This is a genomic window from Clostridioides sp. GD02404, from assembly GCF_045898275.1.
Lineage (GTDB): Bacteria > Bacillota > Clostridia > Peptostreptococcales > Peptostreptococcaceae > Clostridioides > Clostridioides difficile_A.
Genome location: NZ_JBJOCA010000022.1, coordinates 47,484 through 72,699 on the forward strand (window position 1 = coordinate 47,484; position 25,216 = coordinate 72,699).

Genomic DNA, 25,216 nt, shown 5'->3' on the forward strand with positions numbered 1-25,216 from the left:
TTTTTGTTGACAAAGAAACAAAACGATGATACGATAAATATGTTTCCAAGGAATCAAATTCAACTTTTGAAAGGAGAATTTAAATGTTCAAATTTAAATCAAACAATAAACAAAACACAGAACAAACTCTAAATAAAAAGGCTTTAACATTTGGTCTTATGTCTGTGTTTCTTTGTGGAATAGGCTTCAGTATTATAAATCCTGTTGTTCCATTCTTAGTACAGCCTTATATAACTAATCCTCAAAATCAAGCTATAGTCGTTACTCTACTTACATCCATTTATGCATTCTGTGTATTCTTTGCTGCTCCTGGGCTTGGAGTTTTGAGTGACAGATATGGTCGACGCCCTTTACTCTTAATATGCTTCTTAGGCTCTGCAATTGGATACTTAGTCTTTGGTATAGGAGGAGCTCTATGGATATTATTTGTTGGACGTATAATAGAAGGTCTAACAGGAGGTAGTATAAGTACTATTTTCGCATATTTTGCAGATATCACTCCTATAGAACAGCGAACAAAATATTTTGGATGGGTTAGTGCAGTTGCAGGTGCAGGTGCTGCTATAGGACCCACTATTGGTGGATTACTTGCAAGATTTGGTTATTCTGTACCTATGTATTTTGGTGCTACAATTACTTTATTAAATTTTATCTATGGATTCTTTTATATGCCTGAGAGCCTTGACAAAACTAATAGACTTAAGAAGATTACATTGGTGAGATTGAATCCATTCACGCAACTCACGAATGTACTTTCAATAAAGACATTAAAAAGGTTGCTTATATCAGGATTTTTACTTTGGATACCTAATGGCTCTTTGCAGGCTGTCTTCTCTCAATTTACATTAGATACTTTTAGTTGGGGACCTACACTAATTGGACTTATGTTTTCAATTATGGGTATACAAGATATAATCTCACAAGGCTTTATAATGCCAAAACTTTTGTTAAAGCTTAGTGATGTACAAATAGTAATTCTAGGAATGGTTTCAGAGATTACAGGTTACTGTTTTATAGCCACATCAGCTTTATTCTCATTCTATCCTCTTTTTATTATTGGAATGTTTATATTTGGCTTTGGTGATTCAATCTTTGGACCTTCATTTAATGGCATGGTATCCAAATCTGTAGATTCTAGTGAACAAGGAAGAATTCAAGGAGGTAGCCAGTCAATTCAATCTTTAGCAAGAATAATTGGACCTATTATTGGAGGTCAAATCTATGTATTATTTGGTCATGCTTCTCCTGCTTTTATGGGTATAATACTTATATCAGCAGCTATATCAGTCCTATACAAGGGTATACAAATAAATGAGTAAGCACATACTTTATTCAGATAAGTATATATTTTTATTTTCGATTGTATATTTATTAATATTATTTATAAAGAAATTTTTTCTAAATAATATACATAACACTTAACTTTGGGAACATATAATAATAGGGTCTCAGAACTAGTGGTAGTTCTAAAACCCCATTTGTCTATAGTATATGAAGTGACATAAGACTTCATCTATACCACTTTATATAATATTACTTTATTTTAAATATTCTAAAATATTTCTATCCCTCTAAAAACTGTAAAAATTCCTGATTAAATAGTTTGAGTTCATCATAGAATATAGCATGGCCACTATACTCAAAAGTATACAAAGTTGAATTTTCTATTTTTTCATTCATAAAAACTGCAAACTCATATGGGCATACCTGGTCTAGTTTTCCATGAAAGATACCTGTTGGCACTCTTACACATTTTAAATCGTTAAATAATTCTTCATCTCTTAAAGATACTGCTGTTGCAATTGTACCAATGCCTGATGCTCTAAAACCAATATCGTCAAACCACCTTCTAAAGCTTTCAGGTGGATTTGATGCAAATACTTTTTCTCCAAAATGGCTTACCATTGCTGGTCTATCAGTACATGCCTGAGCTATCAGTTTATTAACATCTTCACGTGTCATGCCATATGGAAACTCTGGAGGTCTTTGTACAAATGATGGTGCAGCAGCAGCAAACAATGCCAACTTTGATACTCCATATCCATGAAACAGGCTCATATATCTAAGTACAATTGCTCCTCCCATTGAAAAACCAACAAGAGTAAAATCTTTTAATCCAATAGCATGTACTACCTTATAAATATCATCTGCTAATTGGCTATAAGTATATCCTCCTGATGTTGCACTAGATTTACCAAAACCCCTTAAATCAATTGAAACTGTTCTATATCCGAGTTTTGGCAGTATGTTAGTTTGATATTCAAATATCTTATGTCCTAATGGCCAACCATGTATAAAAAGTACTGTTTTTTTAGCACTCGGATTTAAATCATAAACTGCTATATTTATATCATTTACATATACATAATACATATCAATAGCAACTCCCTTCAAGAAAATGTATGATAGTAATTTTATATATATGAATAAAATGATGAATAACTAAACTTTTGAGTTTATCTACAATACTTTTCTATTGCTTTTTTAAATAGACCTACATGAACCTTTTCATCTAAAATTATTCTATTTAATATGGCTTTTTACTTATACAATTATTTTTAATTATTCATCCTTACCTGCTACTGATAGTTCTTTAATAACAACTGAAGGTGAACCTATACTACTCATTGGAAATTCCAAATCATCCCCTATAACTTCAATATCTTTCAACAAGTCAAAATAGTTTCCTGCTACTGTAATTTGCTCTACTGGAAATACTTTTTTACCTTCTTTAATATAAAAACCTTTAGCTGCTAAAGAAAAATCTCCTGTTACTGAATTTGCACCTGAATGAAGACCTGCGAAACTAGTAACCATCAAACCTTCACCTATATACTTCATAATTTCATCTAGAGATTTATCCCCTTTCTCTATATAGAAATTAGTTGGATGTATACCTATAGGTGATGAATATGAAGATTTTATTCCATTTCCTGTAGTCTTTACACTTGCCTTATTAGCCGTCTTTAAATTATGAAGTAAAGTTATAAGCTTTCCATTTGAAATGACTTCTTTTTTAAATGTAGCTACACCCTCATCATCAAAAGGAGTAGATGCCATACCATTTTCTAAAAGTGGGTCATCAACTATTGTAACTATAGGAGATGCTATCATATCTCCTTCTCTACCTTTCAATAAAGATAATCCTTTTTGAGCTGAATCTGCATTAAATATTCCAGAAAATGTGCTAAGCAAAGACACCATAGCTTCATTAAACAATATAGTTTTATATTTACTTGATGGTATACTCTTACCCCCTACCTTAGATAAAGCATCTTCAACACCAAGTTTTGCTATCTCATAAGGCTTTATTTCTTCAATAGAAGTTGCTATATTATACCCTACTCCATCATATTTTTGTTCATTGTCTTGTATAATGGGAACTACAAATCCTATAAGCATATTAGTCTTATTACTTAAATCAAGACCTTTAGTATTATATATACCATTACTTGATACAGAATAAGATAGAGTACATCTAGATAAATTTATTACCTTGTCTGAATAAGCTTTAGTTTCTCTTTCCATTTGTAAGGCTAAATCAATCAACTTATCTGCTTCTAAATTTTCTAGCTCTTTAGAATAAGTTTTTACCTCATTATATTGCTTATCACCTTCATATATAAATTGTACATCTTCATTTTCAATAGTATTTACTCCATCTTTTACATTTTTTATCAACATATCAACAGCTTTATCATCTAAAATTTCTGTATAAGAGTAACCTATCTTTCCATTTATTTTTCCTCTAAAAGACAAACCAAAAGACTTATCAAGATTGTATTTCTCAACTTCGCCTTCATATATATTTATACTTAGATTTTCTCCTGTATAATAGTATACCTCACACTCTTCAAAACCTTCGCTTAGAGCTTTTTTAAATAATATATCTTTAAAACTTTTAAGTTCCATACTTATCCCTCCTATCTTCCACCTACAGTAATTTCTTTTACTCTTATCATAGGCTGACCTACATTAGTTGGTATACTTCCTGAGGATGAACCACACATCCCCTGAGCTTGTTCTAAGTTATCCCCAACCGTATCTATATTCATAAGTACATCACTACCTTTTCCAATCAAACTAGCTCCTCTAACTGGTTCTTGTTTTTCTCCATTTTTTATCAAGTATCCCTCTGAAACTGCAAAATTAAACTCTCCTGTTACAGGGTTTACAGAGCCACCACCCATTTTTTTAGCATAAAGTCCATATGGTATTGACTTTATAATATCTTCTGGTTTATCTTCTCCAGCAGCAATATAAGTATTGGTCATTCTTGAAGTTGGAGCAAATTTATAGTTTTGTCTACGAGAACTTCCTGTAGGATTCATTCCCATTCGTCTACCATTAAGTTTATCTATCATATAAGACTTTAATATCCCATTTTCAATTAGTATATTTTTCTGAGCTGGATTTCCTTCATCATCTATATTCATAGAGCCCCAGTAATTTGGTATTGTTCCATCATCTATAGCTGTAATCTTTGTAGAAGCAATCTGTTGACCTAATTTATCTGCAAATACAGAGTTTCCTTTTGCAACTGATGTAGCTTCCAGAGAATGACCACAAGCTTCATGGAAAATTACCCCACCAAATCCATTATCGATTGCTACCATCATATTACCTGCTGGGCAATTTTTAGCATGCAACATAGTATGTGCTACTCTAGCTGATTCTTTCGCATAGTATTCCGGGTCTATTTCTTCAAATATCTCAAATCCTTTACAACCTCCTGGTCCTTCAAATCCAGTTTGATTTTCATTGCCTTTAGATGCAACTGAACTTATCCCAAGTCTCGTTCTTATTCTTCTATCCTCAACATATATTCCTTCAGTATTTGCAATTAATATTTTTTGGTCTTTATCTGAATAACTAACACTTACTTGAGATATATCACTGCTAAACTCTTTTGCACTCTTATATGCAACCTTCATTACATTTACTTTATCTCTATTATCTATTGAATTTGGATAAATTTTTATATTATGTATGTTATTTATTTTAATACTGTCATTTAATATTATACTTTTACCATCTTCTAATTTGCCTAAAGCAACAGCAGCTTTATATGCTACATCCAACAGACTACTTAGAGAATTGTCACTTGTATAAGCATATATACTCTTTAACCCTTTAAATATTCTTATTCCTATACCATAATTTCTTCCACCTATTGCATTTTCTACTTTATTATCTATTAAACTGATAGAATTATTTAGAGTGTCTTCTTCAAAAATCTCAGCAAAATCTCCTCCAGTAATTAGACACTTTTCTAATACCTTTGAAGCTATATCTTTTGAAAGCATAAATTTACCTCCTACTTTAAATTTTTAATTGATTTTTATTAAATCTCTTTTCTTATTAAAAACATTATATACCACTATTACTTAAAACAAAGTACTTATGAATATATTATACATATGTTTTACTCTAAAATGTTATCACATTTTTATTTATACATACCCATATATCTAGATAATTAAAATGTATAATATTATTTGCTATAGAAAATAATACACTCATACATAATAAATGTTAGGAGTGAAATATATGAATCAAGAATATGTAAAAGGAAAGCCTATTTTTACCAATATAAACAAAATACCAAAACAATTTCCATATCTTACTGATGATATTGATACTGATGTTATAATTGTTGGTGGCGGTGTTACTGGATGCATTTGTGCTTACTATCTAGCTAAAAACAATATAAAATCAGTCATTCTAGAAAAAGGAAGGATTGCACACGGAAGCACTAGTGTAACCACTTCTCTTTTGCAGTACGAATTAGATGACAATTTGATAGACTTAACAGAAGTTATGACTTTAACTGATGCAATAAAAGCATACAATCTTTGTGTATCAGCACTTGAAGAATTAGATGAATTTATAGAACTATATGGAAATAAGTGTGATTATGCTAAAAGAGATACTCTACTTTACACTGCTAATAAGCTTGAAATTAAGGCTATAAAAGAAGAATATAATTTAAGAAAAGAAAATGGATTTGATGTTGAATATATTGATGAATCTACAAACCCTTTTAGTTTTGATTTGAAATCAGGATTAATAGCAAAAAACGGAGGACGAGAATTAGACCCATATAAATATAGCCATCATTTAATCGATATAAGTCTAAAAAATGGTCTTCAGGTATATGAAAATACAGAAGTAAAAAAAGTAGATTTCGCAAATGATAAAGTAACTGCTGAAGTATCTTATGGTTATAAAGTTCATGGAAAAAAACTAATTGTAGCTACAGGATACAATACAAGTTTATTTACCAAAAGAAACTTTGCAACTAAGTCAAATACTTTTAATATAGCAACAAAGCCAATTAAAAACATAGATTCTTGGAAAAACAATATTCTAATTAGAGATAACTGCGACCCATATAATTATCTAAGAACTACAAAAGATAATAGATTAATTATAGGTGGCGAGGATGTAAGTTTTGATGATATAGAAAATGAAACTTTAGCTAATAAAAAGTATGATATTTTAGAACAAAGATTGAAAAGCATGTTTAAGGATATAAAGGATATACAGATTGAATATAAATATTGTGGTTGCTTTGCTTCTACTTTAGACAATTTAGGGTTTATTGGACCAGATAACAAAAACCACAATCTATGGTATTGCCTAGGTTATGGAGCCAATGGAATACTCTTTGCAATATTGGGTGGTATAATGTTGAGTGAATTGTATCTTGGTAAAGAAAATAAAAATATGAAATTATTTAGAGTAAATAGATTTGATAAATAGATATTACACATTAAAAGACTGTACAAAAAAGAAGTTTTAGAATTCTAAAATCTAACTTTTATACAGTCTTTTATAATGCTCTTTTTAAAAACACTTTATTTATAATTAAATATAAAGTAAAATATTAAAATATAACTGATAAATTTTAGTCACAGTATAATATTTAAGTTTATTTGATGAAAAATGGAGGAATTATTATGAAAGAAATACTCGTTATTGCTCCCACTAAAGGAACCTATGAAAAATCAATTCATATAGTTAAAAAATACAATTATACAAATATTGATGTTGTATTTGGTAATCTAAAAGAAGGGATACCTCTTGCGGAAAAAAGTATTAATCATGGAACTAGAATCATCATAAGCCGAGGTGGTACTTACAATATGCTAAAAGCTACTTACAACATACCTATAGTTGAGATTAAAGTAGATGCTTATGATATCATAGAAAGCTATAAAGAAGTAAAAAACTCTAATGAGCCATTTGGAATAATTGGATTTAATAATGTAATCTATGGTTTTGACATCATAGAAGAAATATTAAATAAGAAAATAACTATGATTGAAATTGAAAAAGAAGAAGAGATTTATGATGCTATAGAGAAATACAGAAAAAAAGGTATCAACACATACATAGGAGATACTACTGTTGCACATATTGTTAAAAGACTCAATTGCAAGGGGATATTAATCGAATCTAGGGAAGAAAATATACTTAGAGCCATTCAACAAGCAGAACAAATACTTGATGCAACCAAAGATGAACAAAAAAGAAGATTACAGATAGAAGCTATGACAGATTTTGTACATGATGGCATAATAACTGTTGACAAAAATTTTATAATCACATTATTTAATAAGAGTGCAGAAAAAATATTTGGTATAAAAAAAGAGAATGCACTTTATCATAACATTATAGATGTAATCCCAAATACAGTCCTTCCTCAAGTAGTTGAAACTATGGAGCCACAAATTGGTGAAATACAAAATATAGGAAGTACAAAAATCATAACAAATAGAGTTCCAATCATCGTCGATGGTCAAATCCAAGGAGCTGTTTCTACCTTTCAAGATAGCAAGGAGATAAGTTCTTTTGAGCATACAATAAGAAGAAGTCTATTAAATAAAGGTCTCTCTGCTAAATACACTTTCGATGACATAATTCATGCTAGTGAAAAAACGAAAAATTGCATAGAAATTGCAAAGAAATATGCCTGTTATGACACCCCTATGATTATCACTGGAGAATCAGGTGTTGGTAAAGAGCTATTTTGTCAAAGCATACACAACTATAGTAAACGTAAAAATGCACCTTTTGTAGCTGTAAATTGTGCTGCTATACCTCCATCTTTAATAGAAAGTGAATTTTTTGGTTATGAGGAAGGTTCATTTACAGGTGCGAGAAAAAAAGGAAAAGCAGGTGTATTTGAACTAGCACATGAGGGTACAATTTTTCTCGATGAAATAAGTGAAATTCCTCTTGAACTTCAAGGACGACTATTGAGAGTCTTGCAGGAAAAACAAGTTATGAGAATTGGTGGTGATAAAGTCATTCCTATAGATGTGAAAATTATTTGTGCTTCTAATAAAGACTTAAAAAATATGATGCGTGATGGTTTATTTAGACAAGACCTTTATTTTAGAATAAATATCTTAACACTATATCTCCCTTCATTAAAAGAAAGAAAAGAAGATATATTAAAACTATCAGAATTTTTTATACATAAATACTCAGTCAAATACAACAAAACCCCTTTAATTATCACTCCAAATATTAAGCAAGTACTTCTCGAACGAGAATATGAAGGAAATATAAGAGAATTAGAAGGAATGATGGAAAGAGCTGTTATTGTAGAATCATTTGACTCGATTTTGTTAGAAAAATATAACAGTGAGTATATAAATAATATAGATAATACAAGCAATATAGATAATATAAATAATAATTTTGAATGTAATAACTTAGATTTAAAGACACTAGAAAAAAAATATATCTATAAAATTTACAACGAAAACAATAGAAACACTACAAAGACTTGTGAAATTCTAAAAATAACTCGCTCTACTCTATGGAGAAAGTTAAAAGAAATGGAAAGTGATGTTTAAAAATAATACATACTTAATATATCGAAACGTTTTATGTTTAATTTTAATACATAAGACGTTTATTTGTTTTCACTGAGAAATATTATTATATAATGAAATAATTATTTTCAATGTTAAGATTTACACAATTATACTTTTAGTTCTAAGTATTCTACAGCACTTCAAGCAATCAGCAAAAATAATCATAATAACTTAAAACATAAAATCTATATATTGGCATAGTAATTGCTTTTAGATACTTATATAAAAATAAAAAGGAGTGATACTAAATGCACATCTTGAAATCAGTGAAAAAGATGCCAGGAGGACTTATGGTATGTCCCCTGTTATTGGGAGCACTATTTAATACAGTATGTCCACAAGCTCTAGAAATTGGAGGATTCACAACATCCTTATTTAAAACTGGTGCAATGAGTATACTTGCTCTATTTTGTCTATGTAATGGAGCTCAAATTAACATTAGACAAGCTGGTAAACCATTGACTAAAGGAATAGCACTTACAGCAACAAAATTCATAATTGGTGCAGTATTAGGTATTATTGTCAGTAAATTTATAGGACCTAAAGGTATACTTGGTATTACACCTCTTGCCATAGTTGCTACCATGACTAATTCAAATGGAGGTCTATTTGCTGCACTTGCAGGGGAATATGGGGACTCTACAGATGTTGGAGCAATATCTATATTATCACTAAATGATGGTCCTTTTTTCACAATGCTTGCTTTTGGAGTGACTGGCCTTGCAAATGTACCTATAGTAGCACTATTTGCAGCACTTATACCAATATTACTTGGATTTATACTTGGAAATCTTGATGAAGATATACGAGAATTCCTCGCACCTGGTACAACATTATTAATTCCTTTCTTTGCTTTTCCTTTAGGAGCAGCATTAAACTTTAATCAAATTATAACTGCTGGATTACCTGGGGTTGGTCTTGGTTTAGGAGTTACTCTAATAACTGGTATGGGTGGATATTTTGTAATGAAACTTATACGTGCAGAGCATCCAGCAGTAGGTGCAGCTACTGGTACAACAGCTGGTAATGCAGCTGGTACTCCTGAAGCTTTAGCTGCTATAGACCCTACTCTAGCGACAATTGCTGCTGTTTCAACAGTGCAGGTTGCTGCTGCTATCATTGTTACTGCAATATGTTGTCCAATGTTGGTTTCTTATTTAGATAAGAGAGAAAAAAGGAAAAAAGCTATTTTTAAAGCAAATGAAAACATTGAAGTAAATTAATATTTAAGGAGGTAAAAGTAATGAATGCAATTATTCATGCAAATGAAAAAGATAATCTAGTTACATGTGTTAGACCTTTAGTTAAAGGTGAAAAAGTTTCAATTGATGGAGAATCTTACATAGTAAATGATGATATCCCTGTTTTTCACAAGATGGCTACAGAAGATATAAAAAAAGGAGATGTTGTTTATAAATATGGTGAAGTTATAGGAATCGCAACAGTTGACATAAAAACTGGTGACTATGTTCATGTACATAATATCGAAAGTACACGTGGTCGTGGAGACAAAAAATAGGAGGTAATTAAAAATGAAATTAATGGGTTATTTAAGAGAAAATGGACAATTTGGTATTCGTAATCATATTTTAGTTATTCCAACATCTGTATGTTCAAGTGAAACAGCTACAAGAATAGCATCACTTGTACCTGGAGCAATAGCTATACCTCATCAACATGGATGTTGTCAAATTGGTTCTGATATAGAACTTACAGCAAAAACATTGATAGGCTTTGGGAAAAATCCTAATGTTGCCGCAGTTTTAGTAGTTGGTCTTGGTTGTGATGGTATTCAAGCAAAAGACTTAGCTTCTGAGATAGCTACAACAGGAAAAAAAGTAGATTATGTTGTTATACAAGAATGTGGTGGAACATTAAAAACAGTCTCTAAAGGAGCTGAAATAATAGGTCAAATGTCTCGTGAAGTATCAAAAGAAGTAAGGGTTGAGTTCGATATGAGCGAAATTACATTAGCACTTGAATGTGGTGGTTCTGACCCAACAAGTGGAATAGCTTCAAATCCTTCAATTGGAGTCGCTTCAAACCTTCTTGTAGATGAGGGTGGAAGCAGTATACTAAGTGAGACTACAGAAGTAATTGGTGCAGAACATTTATTAGCTACTCGTTTTGAAGATGAAAAAATGAAAGATAAGTTTCTTAAATTTGTAAGTGATGTAGAAAAGAGAGCAATTGCCATGGGAGAAGATTTACGTAGTGGTCAACCTACTCCAGGTAATAAAGCTGGCGGACTTTCAACAATTGAAGAAAAATCACTTGGATGTATGTATAAAGCGGGTAACAAACCATTCAAAGGTGCTCTTGAATACGCCGATATTGTACCTTCTGATAAAAAAGGTCTGTATTTTATGGATACACCAGGACAAGACATAGATTCTATTACTGGTATGGTAGCAGGTGGTGCGCAAATCGTAATCTTTTCAACTGGTAGAGGTACTCCAACAGGAAGCCCAATTTCTCCAGTTATTAAAATCACTGGAAATAGTGGTACATACAACAAAATGCCAGACAATATAGATATAAATGCGGGTAGAATAATAACAGATGGTGCTAAAATAGCAGATATAGGTCAAGAAATATTCAACGAAATAGTAGAAGTCTGTAACGGTAAATATACTAAAGCTGAAAGTCTTGGTCATAGAGAATTTGGTATTTATAGAATTGCTTCTACATTTTAATATCAGATAAATATAATAATAAAATATCTTTATATAGATACACTCCCTCTATAAATATACAAGATACTATTCTTCAACATAAAATTTGAAATATATAAAAAGGTCTATCTCTCAATAATCAAAATTATTTCTAGATAGACCTTTTACTTTTTCATATATCTATACTTGACTTGTTTTAAATTCCCTTTTTAAGAATAACAATACAATTATCATAGCAATAAAATCTGCAATTGGCTGTGCTAACCAAACCCCATCCAAATTGAACTGAATTGGAAGTACAATAATTAATGGTATAAATAAAATAAATTGTCTTAAAAGAGTTAAAAACATAGAATGTTTAACCTTACTTATACATTGGAAATATACAGGTCCTACAATGGAAATTCCCATTATAGGCAATGTAATTAGATTTATATTTATACCTCTTACAGCTATTTCCATTAAATCTGAATCTTTATTAAATATACCTACAAATACTTCTGGAAAAACTTGTACTACTAAAAATCCAAATGATAATATAACAATTGATACTATAATAGATAGTATTAAAGTTTTCTTTGCACGCTCATATTGTTTTGCACCATAATTGTATGATATTATAGTTTGCATACCTTGATTCAAACCAAACACAGGCATCATAAACATCAATAAAATAGATGTAAGTGCTGTCATAGCTCCAATAGCCAAATCTCCACCATAAGCCTTTAGAGAATTATTTGTAAACATATGAGTTATGCTTATAGCTACTTCCATAGCAAAAGGTGTCATACCTATTGCAAATACATTTTTCACTATATCTTTATCCAACTTTAAATTACACTTTTTTAGTTTTAAATTAGACTTCCCTCTTATAAAGTATTGTGTTACCCAAATGCATACTACAACTTGACAGAGTACTGTTGCTATAGCTGCTCCTTTTATACCTAAATCAAACACAAATATGAATATAGGGTCTAATATTAAATTTAGTACACAACCTACAATCATTGTCCTTGCTGCTAATTTTGGATTACCTTCTGCCCTAATTGCATTATTAAGAGAAAATGCAACTAGATTAAATATACTTCCAACCAATATAACACTCATATAGTCTTTTGCATAAGAGATTGAATCTTTACTTGCACCCAAAATAAAAAGTATATCTTCTAAAAAAACTAACCCTAATACAGTTATTATTAAAGATATAATTATAGATAATGTCAAAGCATTACCTAATATCTTTTCTGCTTCTTCTTTATTTCTTTCACCTAGCTTGATAGACAATCTTGTACTAGCACCTACCGATATTAGCATCCCAAAAGCTATTATTAGTGTGAATACTGGCATAGTTACACCAAGACCTGCAATAGCTATGGAACCAATGCCTTCCATAGAGCCAATAAATGCTCTATCTACTACATTATAAAGTGAAGTTACCATCATTGCTATTATTGCAGGTATCGAATATCTAAATAATAAAATCCATATTTTTTCATGTCTTAATGCTTCTTGATTTTCCATGTTGTCACCATTTATACCATGTCATAAGTTATACAAATTGGTTTGTTTGTTCTTGGGTCTGTTGCTATCTCTGCATCAATGTTAAATAATTCTTTTAGATTATCTTTCGTCATAACATCATGTGCATCACCTTCACAAACTATTTTACCTTTCTTAATACCTATCATGTGGTCAGCAAATCTCGCTGCATTATTAAGTTCATGTATTACCATGACAATAGTTCTTCCTTGTTTTTTATTTAATTCATCTAATAATTTTAGTATCTCTAACTGATGAGCTAAGTCTAAATATGTTGTAGGCTCATCTAGTAGTAATATATCAGTCTCTTGTGCTAAAGCCATAGCTATCCATGCCCTTTGTCTTTGCCCTCCTGATAAATCTTCTATATTTCTATCTTTAAAATCTGAAATTCCAGTAACTTCTAAACTCCAATTTACAATATCTCTGTCCTCTTTGCTAGAATTACCAAACCCACTCTTATGAGGAAATCTTCCATAAGAAATTAACTCTGAAACAGTAAGACCACTAGGAGCTTGAGGACTTTGTGGAAGTACAGCCATATCTTTTGCTATTTCTTTGGATTTCTTTTTATGGATGTCCTTTCCATTTATATATATACTTCCACTCTTAGGGCTGATAATTCTTCCTATAGTTTTAAGTATTGTTGATTTTCCACAACCATTAGCCCCTATTATAGTAGTTATTTTTCCTTTTGGTATATTCAAATTTAAATTCTTTACAATATCTGTATTTCCATATGATATATTTAAATTCTTAGTATTTATACAGTTCATAACAACACCCTTTCTTAATCATTTGCCAACATTAAATAAATAAAGTATGGCACTCCTATTATAGAAACCACTATACCCACTGGTATCTCTATAGGTGCCAGAATATTTCTAGATATCGTATCTGCAACTAAAAGCAATAATGTCCCTATAAGTGCTGATACTGGTATTAATCTTTTATGTTTTGGTCCTATTATTTTTCTACCTATATGTGGAGCTATTAAACCCAAAAATGAAATACTACCCGCTACTGCTGTAGATACACCTGATAAAATTACTGCATATATTATAAGTCTTCTTCTCTGTTTTTCTACTTCTACACCAAGACTCGTAGATACTTCGTCACCCAAGTTTAAAACATCTATATACTTTGCTTTATACATAGTTATACCCATAAAAACTACTATAAACGGAAGTACAGCTATCACATATTTCCAACTAGTTCCCCAAATACTACCTGATGTCCATGCCATGACTCTATTAAATTCTTGTGTTGTAAACTTCAATTGGAATATCGTCAAAATCGATGTGAAAGCTATGTTTATACCTATACCAATAAGTAGTAATCTTGAAGAATTTATACCACCTTTCCATGTAAGAGAATATATAAGAAAAGCTCCAAATAAAGCTCCTACAAGTGCAACAACTGGCATTGTAAATACGGTAAGATTACTCATTCCTTCATAAACATTCCCATTCATAAGGTATATATAAACGACTACAAATAATGCAGCGCCTGAGTTTATTCCCAAAATACCAGAGTCTGCTAAATCATTCTTTGTAACACCTTGAAGTATTACACCTGCTGTTGATAATGCTGAACCAACCAAAAGAGCTATTACTATTCTTGGTAATCTCAATTTAAATATTGCAATTTCATGATTACGCTGACCTTGCCCTAAAAAAGTCTTTATAACATCCATTGGTTCTATAGAAAATGAACCCATGTTTAAGCTCACTAGAAAAGTGATAAAAATAAGTACCACTAAAATTGATACAACAAGCAATGTTTTTGAATTGTTTTTCATAATATTTTTCATAGTACTTATTTTTCCCCCTTTCTAACAAGGTATATAAATATTGGCACTCCTATAAGTGCTGTTATAGAACCTACTGGTGTCTCATATGGAGGATTTATAATCCTACTTAATATATCTGTATATACAAGCAATATAGCTCCTAGAACTAAAGAACTTGGTATTATATACTTATAATCTGAACCTACTATTCCTTTAGCTATTTGAGGGACTATAAGACCTATAAAAATAATATTACCAGAAACTGAAACAGATGCTCCAGTCATTAATATTACGAGTATTATACATATGAATCTAACAGTGTTAGTTTTTTGACCTAATCCTATTGCTACTTCTTCCCCAAGGCTTAATATAGTTATTCTTGGAGCCATAACCATAGCTAATATAAATCCAATACCACCAGCTATAAATAATAACTTTACACCTTCCCAATTCACTCCTACAAGACCTCCTGATATCCAGAAGCTCAATTGTTGAGATAGATTAAAATACATAGATATCGCTGATGCTAAAGAAATTAGCAGTGTTCCAAGTGCTACTCCTGCAAGAGCTAATTTTACATTATTAACTCTTCCTCTTGACTTAGAACTTATAAAGTATATAAATAATCCACTTATACTTGCTCCAATAAATGCAAACATCATTACACTAAGATTTCCATGTATAAGCTGAGGAAGTGTTTTTTGAAGCACTAGTGATATCGCAATTGCAAATGTAGCCCCTTGTGTAATACCTATAACAGAAGGTTCCGCTATAGGATTTCTTGTTATCCCCTGCATTATTGCCCCAGAAACTGCTAAAAAGCCTCCAACAAGTGCTGCTGCTATTGCTCTTGGAAGTCTAACATCCTTTACTATTCTCATATTTATCCCATCTTCCATTTTTATTAAACTATCTATAACAGTTGACAGATTCATATCTTTTGCCCCAATAGCTATGGATAATACAATTCCAAGCGCAAGTACAACTAAACTTATTAATATCAGCAAATAAGTTAAATTTTTTTTATTAAGCTTAGTCAATTATCCTACCTCCTTCTCCCTTTTAATTGTTAGTATAATAATATCTATTAAATATTTTCTAAGTTTTATTAAAAATAGGTGTGAAAAATGAATATCATTATCTCACACCTACTAAGTTAAGAATTACTTTGTTAATTCATTTTTAACTGATTCTAATAATAACTCTTTTCCGATTGGATTATATGATTGACTAAAAAATGGCGCTGCGTCAAGTATTGTTACATTTCCATCTTTTACTGCTCTTATTTGAGCCCAGATAGCACTATTTTCTAAATCTTTTTTATCTGCTTCTGTGGCAATTACAACTATATGGTCTGCATCTATATCTGTCAGACCTTCCATACTTACCATTGGCAATGTTATTCCATCTTGTTTAGGCATGTTCTTAGGTCTAGCTAGCTTCATATCATCATTGATTAAAGTTCCTATTCCACCATCACTAAATACCATAAATTGACCTGAACTAGCTAATACTGGTAAGTAAGTTTTTTCTCCATTTTTCTCTGTAACTTCTTTACCCAATTTTGTAGCCTTTTCATCATACTTCTGTAACCAGTTTTTAGCATCCTCTTCTTTATCAAATAACTTTGAAACATCAGTTAACTTACTTCTCCAGTCATTTGCATAATCTTTCATCATTACTACAGGTGCTATTTCTTTTAATTGGTCATATATTTTCTCTTGTCTTTGACTCATTATTATTAAATCAGGATTTACTTCCAATATAGCTTCCATATCCATAGTATCCATCATTGAGTGTCCAACTATTTTTACATCTTTAAGTTCTTCTCTTATGTAACTTGGTAATTTATCAGTTTCATATGAGTCTACATTTGCTGTTGCAACAGGTTTATGGCCTACTAATAATAGTTCTTCACTACTTCCTGATATATCAACTATTTTTTTAGGATTTGATGGTATCTTAACCTCTCCTTTAACAGATTGTACAACCCTTGTATCTGATTTATCTTCATTCTCTGCATTCTTATCTGAACATGCTGTAACAAGTACTAGCGTAGTTATAATAGATATAAATATTGCAAGTGATTTTATTTTTTTCATGATTTTTTCTCCTACTTGTTTATTATGTTTATATGATATTGATTATCATAAGCACATATTTATTATAGCATTTTTCTATTTTTAGTCAATATTATTTTGTAAAAGGATAAAAATTCCTAATTAATCTTAATTATATATACTACAGATAAGGTTTTCTTATATTAAATAATAATTTAAAACTTGAATTTTCATATAGACAGAATGACTTTTCAGTTAAACAATGATAAAATACAATTTATAAAAAAATCTTTAGTAAGAAGGGTTTAAAATATGGATGATTGGCTTATTATTGAAAAAATTGAAGATGTAGTTGTTGGCACTAGTATACCTTATAATTATGAGAAGTCTAAATTTTAAAACATGGATAAAAGCATAATAGATTAGTAAATTCTATTTTAATAAAAAGAGTATCTGTAATAATTATAATAAATCATTACAGATACTCTTTTTATGATAAATGCTTTAAATTACTTATTTTCTAATCTTTCATATACATCTATAAATTCTTCTGCTAATTGCTGAAAATTCATAGACGTCATTAAATGGTCTTGTGCATGAATAAGTATAACACTTATATCAGTTTTATTACCACTAGCTTCATTTTGTATTAGTTCTGTTTGGAATTTATGAGCTTTATGAATTGATTCTTTTGACTTTTCAATACATTCTCTAGCTTTGTCTATATTCCCACTCTTCGCTTCTTTTATAGCTTCAAATGCCAATCCTTTTGCATCCCCTGCAAATCCAATTATTCCAAAAGATATTTCTATCATTTTTTCATCCATATATTCTACCTCCTAAATATCTCTATAGCTTGATATGACTAATCCATTCTTTTCTAAAAATTCTTTGACTCCTTTAGATGTAAGTATCTTATGCTCTTTTGTTCTATCAATTGCATAAGATGTAGAATTTAAAATATAATCATCTAAAAAAGCTGGGTGAGACATAATATCCACTACATCATACTTCATTATTTTGTCTATATTTTTTATAAAAAACTCTTCACTTACATTTTCCTTATAAAAACTATCAATTAATGGAACTACCTTTGAATACTCTAAATTATATTCAAATCCGCCTCTTATTGGAAGGTCATACTTATTTACAATCTTCTCTATCACTGGCTTTAAACTTACTAAAGTATGGATATGATGGTGACTATCCAGATGAGATATTTCTATTCCAAGTTCTTTTACTTTATCTATTTGAGCACAAAGTTCTCTATAAATCTCATCACAATCCATATTTTTAATAATTTCATCTGTAATTCTTCTAATAAAAAAACCTTCTTTGTCAACAATAGTTTTTAAGTCAGATAATAATGGTCTACCACAGCTTAAAGTCATGTGAACGCCACAATTTAAAGACTTATTTTCTTTAAGTAATTTTACTCCATGTTCTACTCCAGGCATATTCGCCATCATAGAAGTAGACTTCACTATTCCATTATTATGAGCTGATATTATACCATAATTCACAGCTTCACAATAGCCAAAGTCATCTGCATTTATTATAATTTTAGTCATACCACAACCTACTTTCTATAGATTATCTATTAAATCTAGGAAGATAATCCTTATGAGCTTCTAACATTTCATCTAATATAGTTTTCGCCAAATCATCTGAAGGAATCAATGGATTTATACAAAGCGCCAAAAGGGCAGATTCATAATCTCCATATACAGCTGCTTTAGCTGCCAATACTTCAAATGACTTAATTTGACTTACTAACCCATGTACAGAATCTGGTAAGTATCCCATACTTAGTGGTTTTGGACCATTTTTTGTTATTACACTGCTGACTTCCACAGCTTGCTCGTCTTTAAAGTCTCTTATAGCACCATTGTTTAATGTATTAACTACTTGAATATCTTTTTTATCATTGTATATAGAGCTTATCAAATTACAAGCTGCATCACTATAATAAGCTCCCCCTCTTTTTTCAAGCTGAGGTGGTTTTATATCTAATTTTTCATCTTTATACAAATCAAATAGTTGCTCCTCTAATTCTTTAACTACTTGACCTCTGGCTTTTCCTTCTTTAAACTCTCTCAACTCATCTTCAAGCATTTCTTTAGTTTTATAATAATATCTATGATATGGACAAGGTATTGCACCTAGAGATTTTATAAATTCTGAATTAAAGTCAATTGCCTTTATGTTTTGCATACTTATATCTGCTTTAACAAACTTATCTATTGCTTCTTTTGTAACATCTTCTCCATCTAAAAATACATTTAAACCATAAACCATATGATTAAGACCTGCAAAATCCATACTTATTCTATCGCTTTTTACATTAAATAGTTTGGCAACATCGTTTTTTAGATGAATTGGAACATTACATAAACCTATATATTTTTTAAAGTTAGTATATTTGAATACAGCTTCCGTTATTATTCCTGTTGGATTTGTAAAGTTCACCATCCATGCATTTGGACATAATTCTTCCACATCTTTTATTATATCAAATATAATTGGTATTGTGCGAAGGGCTTTGAATAGCCCTCCAGCACCATTAGTTTCTTGACCCATAACTCCATGAGATAAAGGAATAGTTTCATCTTTAATTCTTGCATCTAAAAGACCTACTCTAAGTTGTGTTGTCACGAAATCTGCATCTTTTAGAGCTTCTCTTCTATCTAATGTAAGATTTATTTTCATATCTATTCCAGCTTTTTTTACCATTCTTTTAGCTAAATTTCCTACTATCTCTAATTTTTCTTTTCCATCCTCTATATCTACAAGCCACAATTCCTTTACAGGTAGCTCTTCATATCTATTTATAAAACCCTCTACAAGCTCAGGAGTATAACTTGAACCTCCCCCGATTGTAACTATTTTTAGTCCATTTTTCATCTCATTATACCATCCTTACCTATAATTTAGTGTATCCTATACAACTTGATAAATTAATTATGCGTATAAAATTACCTAGTTGTTAATTTTTTAGTTTCTTAGCCTCCATTTTTTCAGATGCTATGACGAATGGAATATATATTAATATTGACAATATTAAATTAAATAGTGCTAAAGCTCCACCAGTCCAATCGCCTGTAGCCATTGCCCCACCTAGTATAGGAGGTGTTACCCAAGGTATTTTAGGTAAAATTACTGGTGCTACTAATCCAAAATCTATTGCTAAGTATGATACAGCACTACATATTACTGGTGCAAGTACAAATGGAATCATAAATATAGGATTTAAAACTATTGGAAGTCCAAATATTAATGGTTCTCCTATATTAAATATTGCTGGTGGCCCACCTAATACTATCATTTCTTTACGTCTTCTTCCTGCTATTATTAAAGCTATAATTAATCCTAATACCATTCCAGAACCACCTAAATATACAAATGCATCAAAGAATGAACCTGCAAGTACATGGTATCCTTCAGTTGCTCCTGCTTGGGCTAAAGCAGCATTTTCTCCACCTAACTTCATAAGTATAGTTTCTGTAAAAGGAAGTGCTATATTTGCACCATGAAGACCAACAGTCCAAAGTATATGAATTATAAATGCAATAAGCATTGTAGAACCTAGACTATCAGCTACATTTGATAGCGGTGCTCCTAAATAAGTATTTAAAATATCTGTTAAGAAACTTCCATTTGAAAACATCTTTATAAATAGTCCTATTACTGTAAATATCATTATAGTTAACATTCCTGGTATTAACTTTGCAAATGACCTTGAAACTGCTGGTGGAACTCCATCTGGCATTTTTATAGTTAATTTTTTTACTTTAGATAATCTTACAAATATCTCAGTTGATAATAATCCTATTAATATAGAAGAGAACAATGCTGCTGTACCTAAGTAAGTTTGTTGTATCATTCCCCATCCTTCAACTGCTGTAGTTCCTCCTTCAGGAACTATTTTACCAATTTGTGGAGCCATTATAAAAAAGATAGATAGTGCTATAAGTCCAGCCTGTAACCCATCACTTTCATAAGATTTGGCTAAGAAATAGGCAACACCTATTACTAAAAATACTGCCATAGTACCTATTGCTCCCCACCAAAGGTCGCCTCCAAATGTAGTCCAGTTTTCTCCAAATATACTTGCCATTAAGTTCTTATATGCTTTTAGTGGCAAGTTGTTTATTAATGTTCCTAAAGCACCTACCATAGTTATAGGTATCATAGCTATAAATGCATCCCTTACTGCTACTAAGTGCCTTTGAGCTCCTATTTTAGCAGCTACAGGCACTATATATTTATCCATAAATGACATGAATTTTTCCATATTTACATCCTCCAGTACAACTTTATTTCGAATTATTTAATTCTATAGCTCTATCTAATACAGCTTTTCCATTACATCTTCCATAATCCATCATATTTATAACTTCTACTGGAATATTATGTGGTTTTGCCATTTCAGTTGCTTTTCCTAATACATATCTAACTTGAGGTCCTAAAAGTAAGACATCACAATTTTCTATTTCATTTTTTAAGTTTACTTCTGATATAGCCCATATTTTCGCCTCTATATCGTTTTCCTTTGCAGCATCCTCCATTTTCGTAACTAACAAACTAGTTGACATTCCTGCTGAACAAGCTAACATTATTTTTATCATTTTTTTCCCTCCAAATTAGATTTATTAAATATTTTTTAAGTCATAATTTCTTTAAATTATACATTTAAAGTATGCTTTTTTATTAATTATTATTCCAATGTATATATCTTATTTTTAAATGTATATACATTTAATTCTTGATATTATTATATATCAAATGTATATACATTTCAAGAAAACTTTTTCATTTTATTTAAATTTTATTCGACAACAGCACTCAAAGTTAAAGTATATCCATGATGATATGTGTGTGAGTATTCAAAAACCTCACTATTTTGTAACTTGCAGATTTGATTTATATATAAAAGTGCCTCTGGTTCTTCTAACTTCAAGTTGACCATACATTCTTCATTTGATATTACAGCTTGTACTTCTCTCTCTGACATAGCTATCTTATATCCACACACTTCTTCAACAAAATTATAAAGAGAATTTTCACAATGCATCTTATTTAAATTTGGAAATAGCTTAACTGGCATATAAGTAATCATATATGAAACTCTTGCATCATTTGCTAATCTTACTCTTTTTATTTCCCATACATTTTCTTCCAGACTTATATTCAATCTACTTGATAATTCTTCATCTGCTTGAACTATCTCAAGAGATACCAATATATTAGATACTTTATATCCTTTACTTTCCATCTCTTTAGTAAATCCACTGACAGATGATATATTATCATATATATTATTTGCAAGGACTATACTTCCTACACCTCTTTGTCTGGCTATATATCCTTCTTTTACTAAGTTATTTAGTGCAGACCTTACAGTCATTCTAGTCACATTAAACTCCTCACTTAGCTGTTTTTCAGAGGGGATTAAATCCCCTTTCTTCAAACTATCTGAATTTATTAATTCTCTAACATGATTTTCTATAACTTTATAAATTGGCTCTTTCATTTAATTCACTCCTTATTAGTTAAATCTTTTACATAATAAGATAATTTTATATACAAACAAAGAAAATGTCTATACATTTAAGATAATTTTAATTTTATTCAGACATCTTATACAACTTTCCAACTTTAAGTAAATATATAAATAAACTTATCATTAGTGTCCCTTTTAAGATACTTGATAAAGTTATACTCCACCATACACCATCTAAACCTAATATTTCTGGTCTGGATATAAGGTAAGCTAATGGTACTCTTGCACCAGTCAATATAGTAACTATAGTAGAAGGTATATAGGTTCTCCCTAATCCTTTGAAAGCTCCCGTTGTAATTATCTCTAAGCACATAAAAAACTGAGAATATCCTAGGATTTTAAGATAAGTTGCCCCTTTTTCTATAGCTTCACTTTCATCTATAAAAACAGAAAATATACTCTCTCCTGCAAATACTAGTACTAAAGTAGTTATTATTCCAAGTATAGAAGACACAATTATACCTATTTTACAACCCTTGTTTATTCTAGAGTACTTTTTAGCACCATAGTTTTGTCCAACGAAACTTCCTAATGCAACTGCTAATCCTTCAGCAGTCATCCACGATATTGCTTCTATCTGTGAGCCCACTTTTTGAACAGCAACAGCAACAGGTCCCCATGATGCTACGATTACTCCTAGCAACATTGAAAATACTGTGAACATTCCATTCTGTATCGCTACGGGAAAACCTAATTTATACAACACTTTATAATATCTAAGTTCTATTTTTCTAAATATTTTTATTCTAAAATATTCTTCTTTACTCTTAAGAACTATATATAAAAAACACATTGTAACTACTATCTGTGCAAATACAGTTGCTATAGCAGCTCCTGCTACACCAAGTCTTGGAGCAGGACCCCATCCAAAAATTAATATAGGGTCAAGTATAATATTAGTTATCAATCCTACTGTATTAATGCAAAAAGGAGTTTTGCTATTTCCAAGACCATTGAAAATTGCAGTAAACACTGGGTTTATAAAATAAAATACCATACCTAAGGCTACTATTATCAAATATTGTCTAGACATAGTAATAACTTCTAAATCTCCCAATTTAAAAAAACCTATCAGCTGTTTATTAAGCACTATTAAAGATATTGTATATATTATTGCTAACATAATATTTATTTCTATTGCTGATTTTATATATGATTTGGTGGAACTTATATTGTTTTCTCCTATACTTTGTGCTACTTTTACTTCTCCACCCACCTTAGAAATCATAATAAATGCCATTGCAAGCCATGGAAAAAATCCAGCCGTTCCAACCGCTGCTACTGCCTTACTTCCAGCTTTACCAACCCATATCATATCTATCATGTTGTATCCCATTTGTATAAATGAAGTCCCCATTATTGGAAGTGATAGTTTAAGTAATTTTTCTGTAATTCTTCCTTCTGTTAAATCAAGTCTATCTTTCATTTCCCACCTCTTATATATTATAAAATTTTAAATTTATTTATACAGCTAGATTTATCAACTTATTTAGTTAAACTCTCTATCATAAATATAATTGCTATATACTCATAAGTATAAATATAATTATTTCCTCAATTACTATTATAATTCTTATCTTAACATCAATTAAGTGGATATAGTTCAATAAATAATAAACTTGTAATTAATTAGAATTATTTATTCTATATTTTCCAAAGATTGACAAGTTTTTTTGGGGTTGATATACTAATATTTAAAATATTTTAAATTCTTATGAGGTGAATCAATGAACATAAATGAATATATAAAAGACTCTATCTTAGTTTTTGATGGTGCTATGGGAACATACTATTCTAAACTAAAGAATAACGCTTTCAACTGTGAAATGGCTAATATCAATGATGCATCTACAATTTTATCTATTCATAGAGAATATATAAGAGCTGGGTGTAAAGCTATTAAAACAAATACCTTTGCTGCCAATGAAATACTCCTAGAATGTGATTTTAAAACTATCAAAAATATTATCAAAAGTGGATATGAAATTGCATTAGAGGCAACAAAAAATACAGATGTATTTGTATTTGCTGACATAGGTCCAATACCTGCTTTAAATGACAGAGATTTACTATCTGACTATAAAAAAATAGTAGATATATTTTTAGAGCTTGGTGCAACGAACTTTATATTTGAAACATTTAGTAATGATGAATATCTACCAGAAATCTCAAGTTATATAAAGAAAAAACAACCAAATTCATTTATATTAACAGAATTTGCAGTTAATCCTGAGGGATTTACTAGACTTGGAAAAAGTGGTGCAAAAATATTTGAATCTATTTCAAAGAATAAAAACATAGACGCATTAGGATTTAATTGTATCTCTGGACCACATCATCTATTGCATTTTATAAAGACAATTGATATTAATGACAGTATAGTTTCCATTATGCCTAACGCAGGCTATCCTACTATCATCAATAACCGTACTTTTTTTGAAGATAATTCAGACTATTTTTCAGAACAAATGTTGGAAATACTAAACCAAGGGGTTCATATATTAGGTGGATGTTGTGGTACAACACCAGAATTTATCAAAAAGACTGTTGATATAATAAATTCTTCATATAGAGGTGAATCTGCTATAGAAAAAGTTATTTCTTCAAAGGAAAAAATCAAACCAATATCAAAAAATAAACTTTTGGAAAAACTTAAAGTAGGTAAAAAAATTATAGCAGTTGAATTAGACCCTCCA

Annotated in this window: 22 protein-coding genes; 7 read left to right on the top strand and 15 right to left on the bottom strand. The window is 30.3% G+C overall.

Translation table 11 applies throughout. The features are described from left to right. The first annotated feature begins 83 nt into the window (after positions 1 to 83). Positions 84 to 1,319, top strand: coding sequence for an MFS transporter (locus Q3287_RS13610; RefSeq protein WP_407964216.1), 1,236 nt, complete (start codon positions 84 to 86; stop codon positions 1,317 to 1,319). Between the two features lie 244 nt (positions 1,320 to 1,563). On the opposite strand, the gene Q3287_RS13615 is transcribed toward Q3287_RS13610, so the two are convergent. The 3 genes from Q3287_RS13615 to Q3287_RS13625 form a co-directional block, all read right to left on the bottom strand. After that, on the bottom strand, positions 1,564 to 2,373 hold the full coding sequence (locus tag Q3287_RS13615; protein ID WP_054271459.1) for an alpha/beta fold hydrolase: 810 nt from the start codon (positions 2,371 to 2,373) through the stop codon (positions 1,564 to 1,566). Positions 2,374 to 2,562: 189 nt separating this feature from the next. Continuing rightward, positions 2,563 to 3,912, bottom strand: a complete 1,350-nt coding sequence (locus Q3287_RS13620) for a TldD/PmbA family protein (RefSeq protein WP_407964217.1) — start codon at positions 3,910 to 3,912, stop codon at positions 2,563 to 2,565. An 11-nt stretch (positions 3,913 to 3,923) separates the two neighbouring features. After that, the gene (locus tag Q3287_RS13625) at positions 3,924 to 5,306 is read right to left on the bottom strand and encodes a TldD/PmbA family protein (RefSeq protein ID WP_407964218.1); all 1,383 of its coding nucleotides are present in this window, start codon (positions 5,304 to 5,306) and stop codon (positions 3,924 to 3,926) included. A 244-nt stretch (positions 5,307 to 5,550) separates the two neighbouring features. Between Q3287_RS13625 and Q3287_RS13630 the strand changes: the two genes are divergently transcribed. From Q3287_RS13630 to Q3287_RS13650, 5 genes are all read left to right on the top strand, one after another. Beyond that, a complete protein-coding gene (locus Q3287_RS13630; protein WP_407964219.1) occupies positions 5,551 to 6,765 on the top strand; it encodes an NAD(P)/FAD-dependent oxidoreductase in 1,215 nt (404 codons plus the stop codon). A gap of 197 nt (positions 6,766 to 6,962) precedes the next feature. Then, positions 6,963 to 8,870: a sigma 54-interacting transcriptional regulator gene (locus Q3287_RS13635; protein ID WP_407964220.1), complete on the top strand. Its 1,908-nt coding sequence runs from the start codon at positions 6,963 to 6,965 to the stop codon at positions 8,868 to 8,870. Between the two features lie 269 nt (positions 8,871 to 9,139). After that, the gene (locus Q3287_RS13640) at positions 9,140 to 10,114 is read left to right on the top strand and encodes a 2-keto-3-deoxygluconate permease (RefSeq protein ID WP_407964221.1); all 975 of its coding nucleotides are present in this window, start codon (positions 9,140 to 9,142) and stop codon (positions 10,112 to 10,114) included. Between the two features lie 20 nt (positions 10,115 to 10,134). Then, positions 10,135 to 10,410 carry a UxaA family hydrolase gene (locus Q3287_RS13645; RefSeq protein WP_407964222.1) on the top strand — a complete coding sequence of 92 codons (276 nt, stop codon included), beginning with the start codon at positions 10,135 to 10,137 and terminating at the stop codon, positions 10,408 to 10,410. Positions 10,411 to 10,423: 13 nt separating this feature from the next. After that, positions 10,424 to 11,587 carry a UxaA family hydrolase gene (locus Q3287_RS13650; protein WP_054271466.1) on the top strand — a complete coding sequence of 388 codons (1,164 nt, stop codon included), beginning with the start codon at positions 10,424 to 10,426 and terminating at the stop codon, positions 11,585 to 11,587. Positions 11,588 to 11,746: 159 nt separating this feature from the next. Here the strand turns inward: Q3287_RS13650 and Q3287_RS13655 are convergent, their stop codons facing one another. The 12 genes from Q3287_RS13655 to Q3287_RS13710 all read right to left on the bottom strand — a co-directional run bounded on the left by Q3287_RS13655 (position 11,747) and on the right by Q3287_RS13710 (position 23,946). Then, positions 11,747 to 13,087 carry an MATE family efflux transporter gene (locus tag Q3287_RS13655; RefSeq protein WP_054271467.1) on the bottom strand — a complete coding sequence of 447 codons (1,341 nt, stop codon included), beginning with the start codon at positions 13,085 to 13,087 and terminating at the stop codon, positions 11,747 to 11,749. An 11-nt stretch (positions 13,088 to 13,098) separates the two neighbouring features. Then, positions 13,099 to 13,881: an ABC transporter ATP-binding protein gene (locus Q3287_RS13660; RefSeq protein ID WP_167640469.1), complete on the bottom strand. Its 783-nt coding sequence runs from the start codon at positions 13,879 to 13,881 to the stop codon at positions 13,099 to 13,101. A 14-nt stretch (positions 13,882 to 13,895) separates the two neighbouring features. After that, positions 13,896 to 14,918, bottom strand: a complete 1,023-nt coding sequence (locus Q3287_RS13665; RefSeq protein ID WP_407964223.1) for a FecCD family ABC transporter permease — start codon at positions 14,916 to 14,918, stop codon at positions 13,896 to 13,898. A gap of 5 nt (positions 14,919 to 14,923) precedes the next feature. Next, entirely contained in the window at positions 14,924 to 15,937 is a 1,014-nt protein-coding gene (locus tag Q3287_RS13670; protein ID WP_407964224.1) for a FecCD family ABC transporter permease, read from the bottom strand. Between the two features lie 123 nt (positions 15,938 to 16,060). Continuing rightward, positions 16,061 to 16,999 (bottom strand): ABC transporter substrate-binding protein, encoded by a 939-nt coding sequence (locus Q3287_RS13675; RefSeq protein ID WP_054271471.1) that lies wholly within the window; start codon positions 16,997 to 16,999, stop codon positions 16,061 to 16,063. Between the two features lie 467 nt (positions 17,000 to 17,466). Continuing rightward, positions 17,467 to 17,784, bottom strand: a complete 318-nt coding sequence (locus Q3287_RS13680; RefSeq protein WP_021385850.1) for a PTS lactose/cellobiose transporter subunit IIA — start codon at positions 17,782 to 17,784, stop codon at positions 17,467 to 17,469. Between the two features lie 12 nt (positions 17,785 to 17,796). Continuing rightward, positions 17,797 to 18,528: a chitin disaccharide deacetylase gene (chbG, locus tag Q3287_RS13685; RefSeq protein ID WP_054271472.1), complete on the bottom strand. Its 732-nt coding sequence runs from the start codon at positions 18,526 to 18,528 to the stop codon at positions 17,797 to 17,799. A gap of 22 nt (positions 18,529 to 18,550) precedes the next feature. Beyond that, on the bottom strand, positions 18,551 to 19,861 hold the full coding sequence (locus Q3287_RS13690) for a 6-phospho-beta-glucosidase (protein WP_054271473.1): 1,311 nt from the start codon (positions 19,859 to 19,861) through the stop codon (positions 18,551 to 18,553). Positions 19,862 to 19,943: 82 nt separating this feature from the next. Continuing rightward, positions 19,944 to 21,251 carry a PTS sugar transporter subunit IIC gene (locus Q3287_RS13695; protein WP_054271474.1) on the bottom strand — a complete coding sequence of 436 codons (1,308 nt, stop codon included), beginning with the start codon at positions 21,249 to 21,251 and terminating at the stop codon, positions 19,944 to 19,946. A gap of 22 nt (positions 21,252 to 21,273) precedes the next feature. Further along, positions 21,274 to 21,585: a PTS sugar transporter subunit IIB gene (locus tag Q3287_RS13700; RefSeq protein ID WP_074179824.1), complete on the bottom strand. Its 312-nt coding sequence runs from the start codon at positions 21,583 to 21,585 to the stop codon at positions 21,274 to 21,276. 200 nt (positions 21,586 to 21,785) lie between these two features. Next, on the bottom strand, positions 21,786 to 22,490 hold the full coding sequence (locus Q3287_RS13705) for a GntR family transcriptional regulator (RefSeq protein WP_054271475.1): 705 nt from the start codon (positions 22,488 to 22,490) through the stop codon (positions 21,786 to 21,788). A gap of 94 nt (positions 22,491 to 22,584) precedes the next feature. Continuing rightward, positions 22,585 to 23,946 carry an MATE family efflux transporter gene (locus Q3287_RS13710; RefSeq protein WP_407964225.1) on the bottom strand — a complete coding sequence of 454 codons (1,362 nt, stop codon included), beginning with the start codon at positions 23,944 to 23,946 and terminating at the stop codon, positions 22,585 to 22,587. 301 nt (positions 23,947 to 24,247) lie between these two features. Here Q3287_RS13710 and Q3287_RS13715 point away from each other — a divergent pair. After that, the coding region (locus Q3287_RS13715) for a homocysteine S-methyltransferase family protein (protein WP_407964226.1) at positions 24,248 to 25,216 on the top strand (969 nt) is incomplete at its 3' end.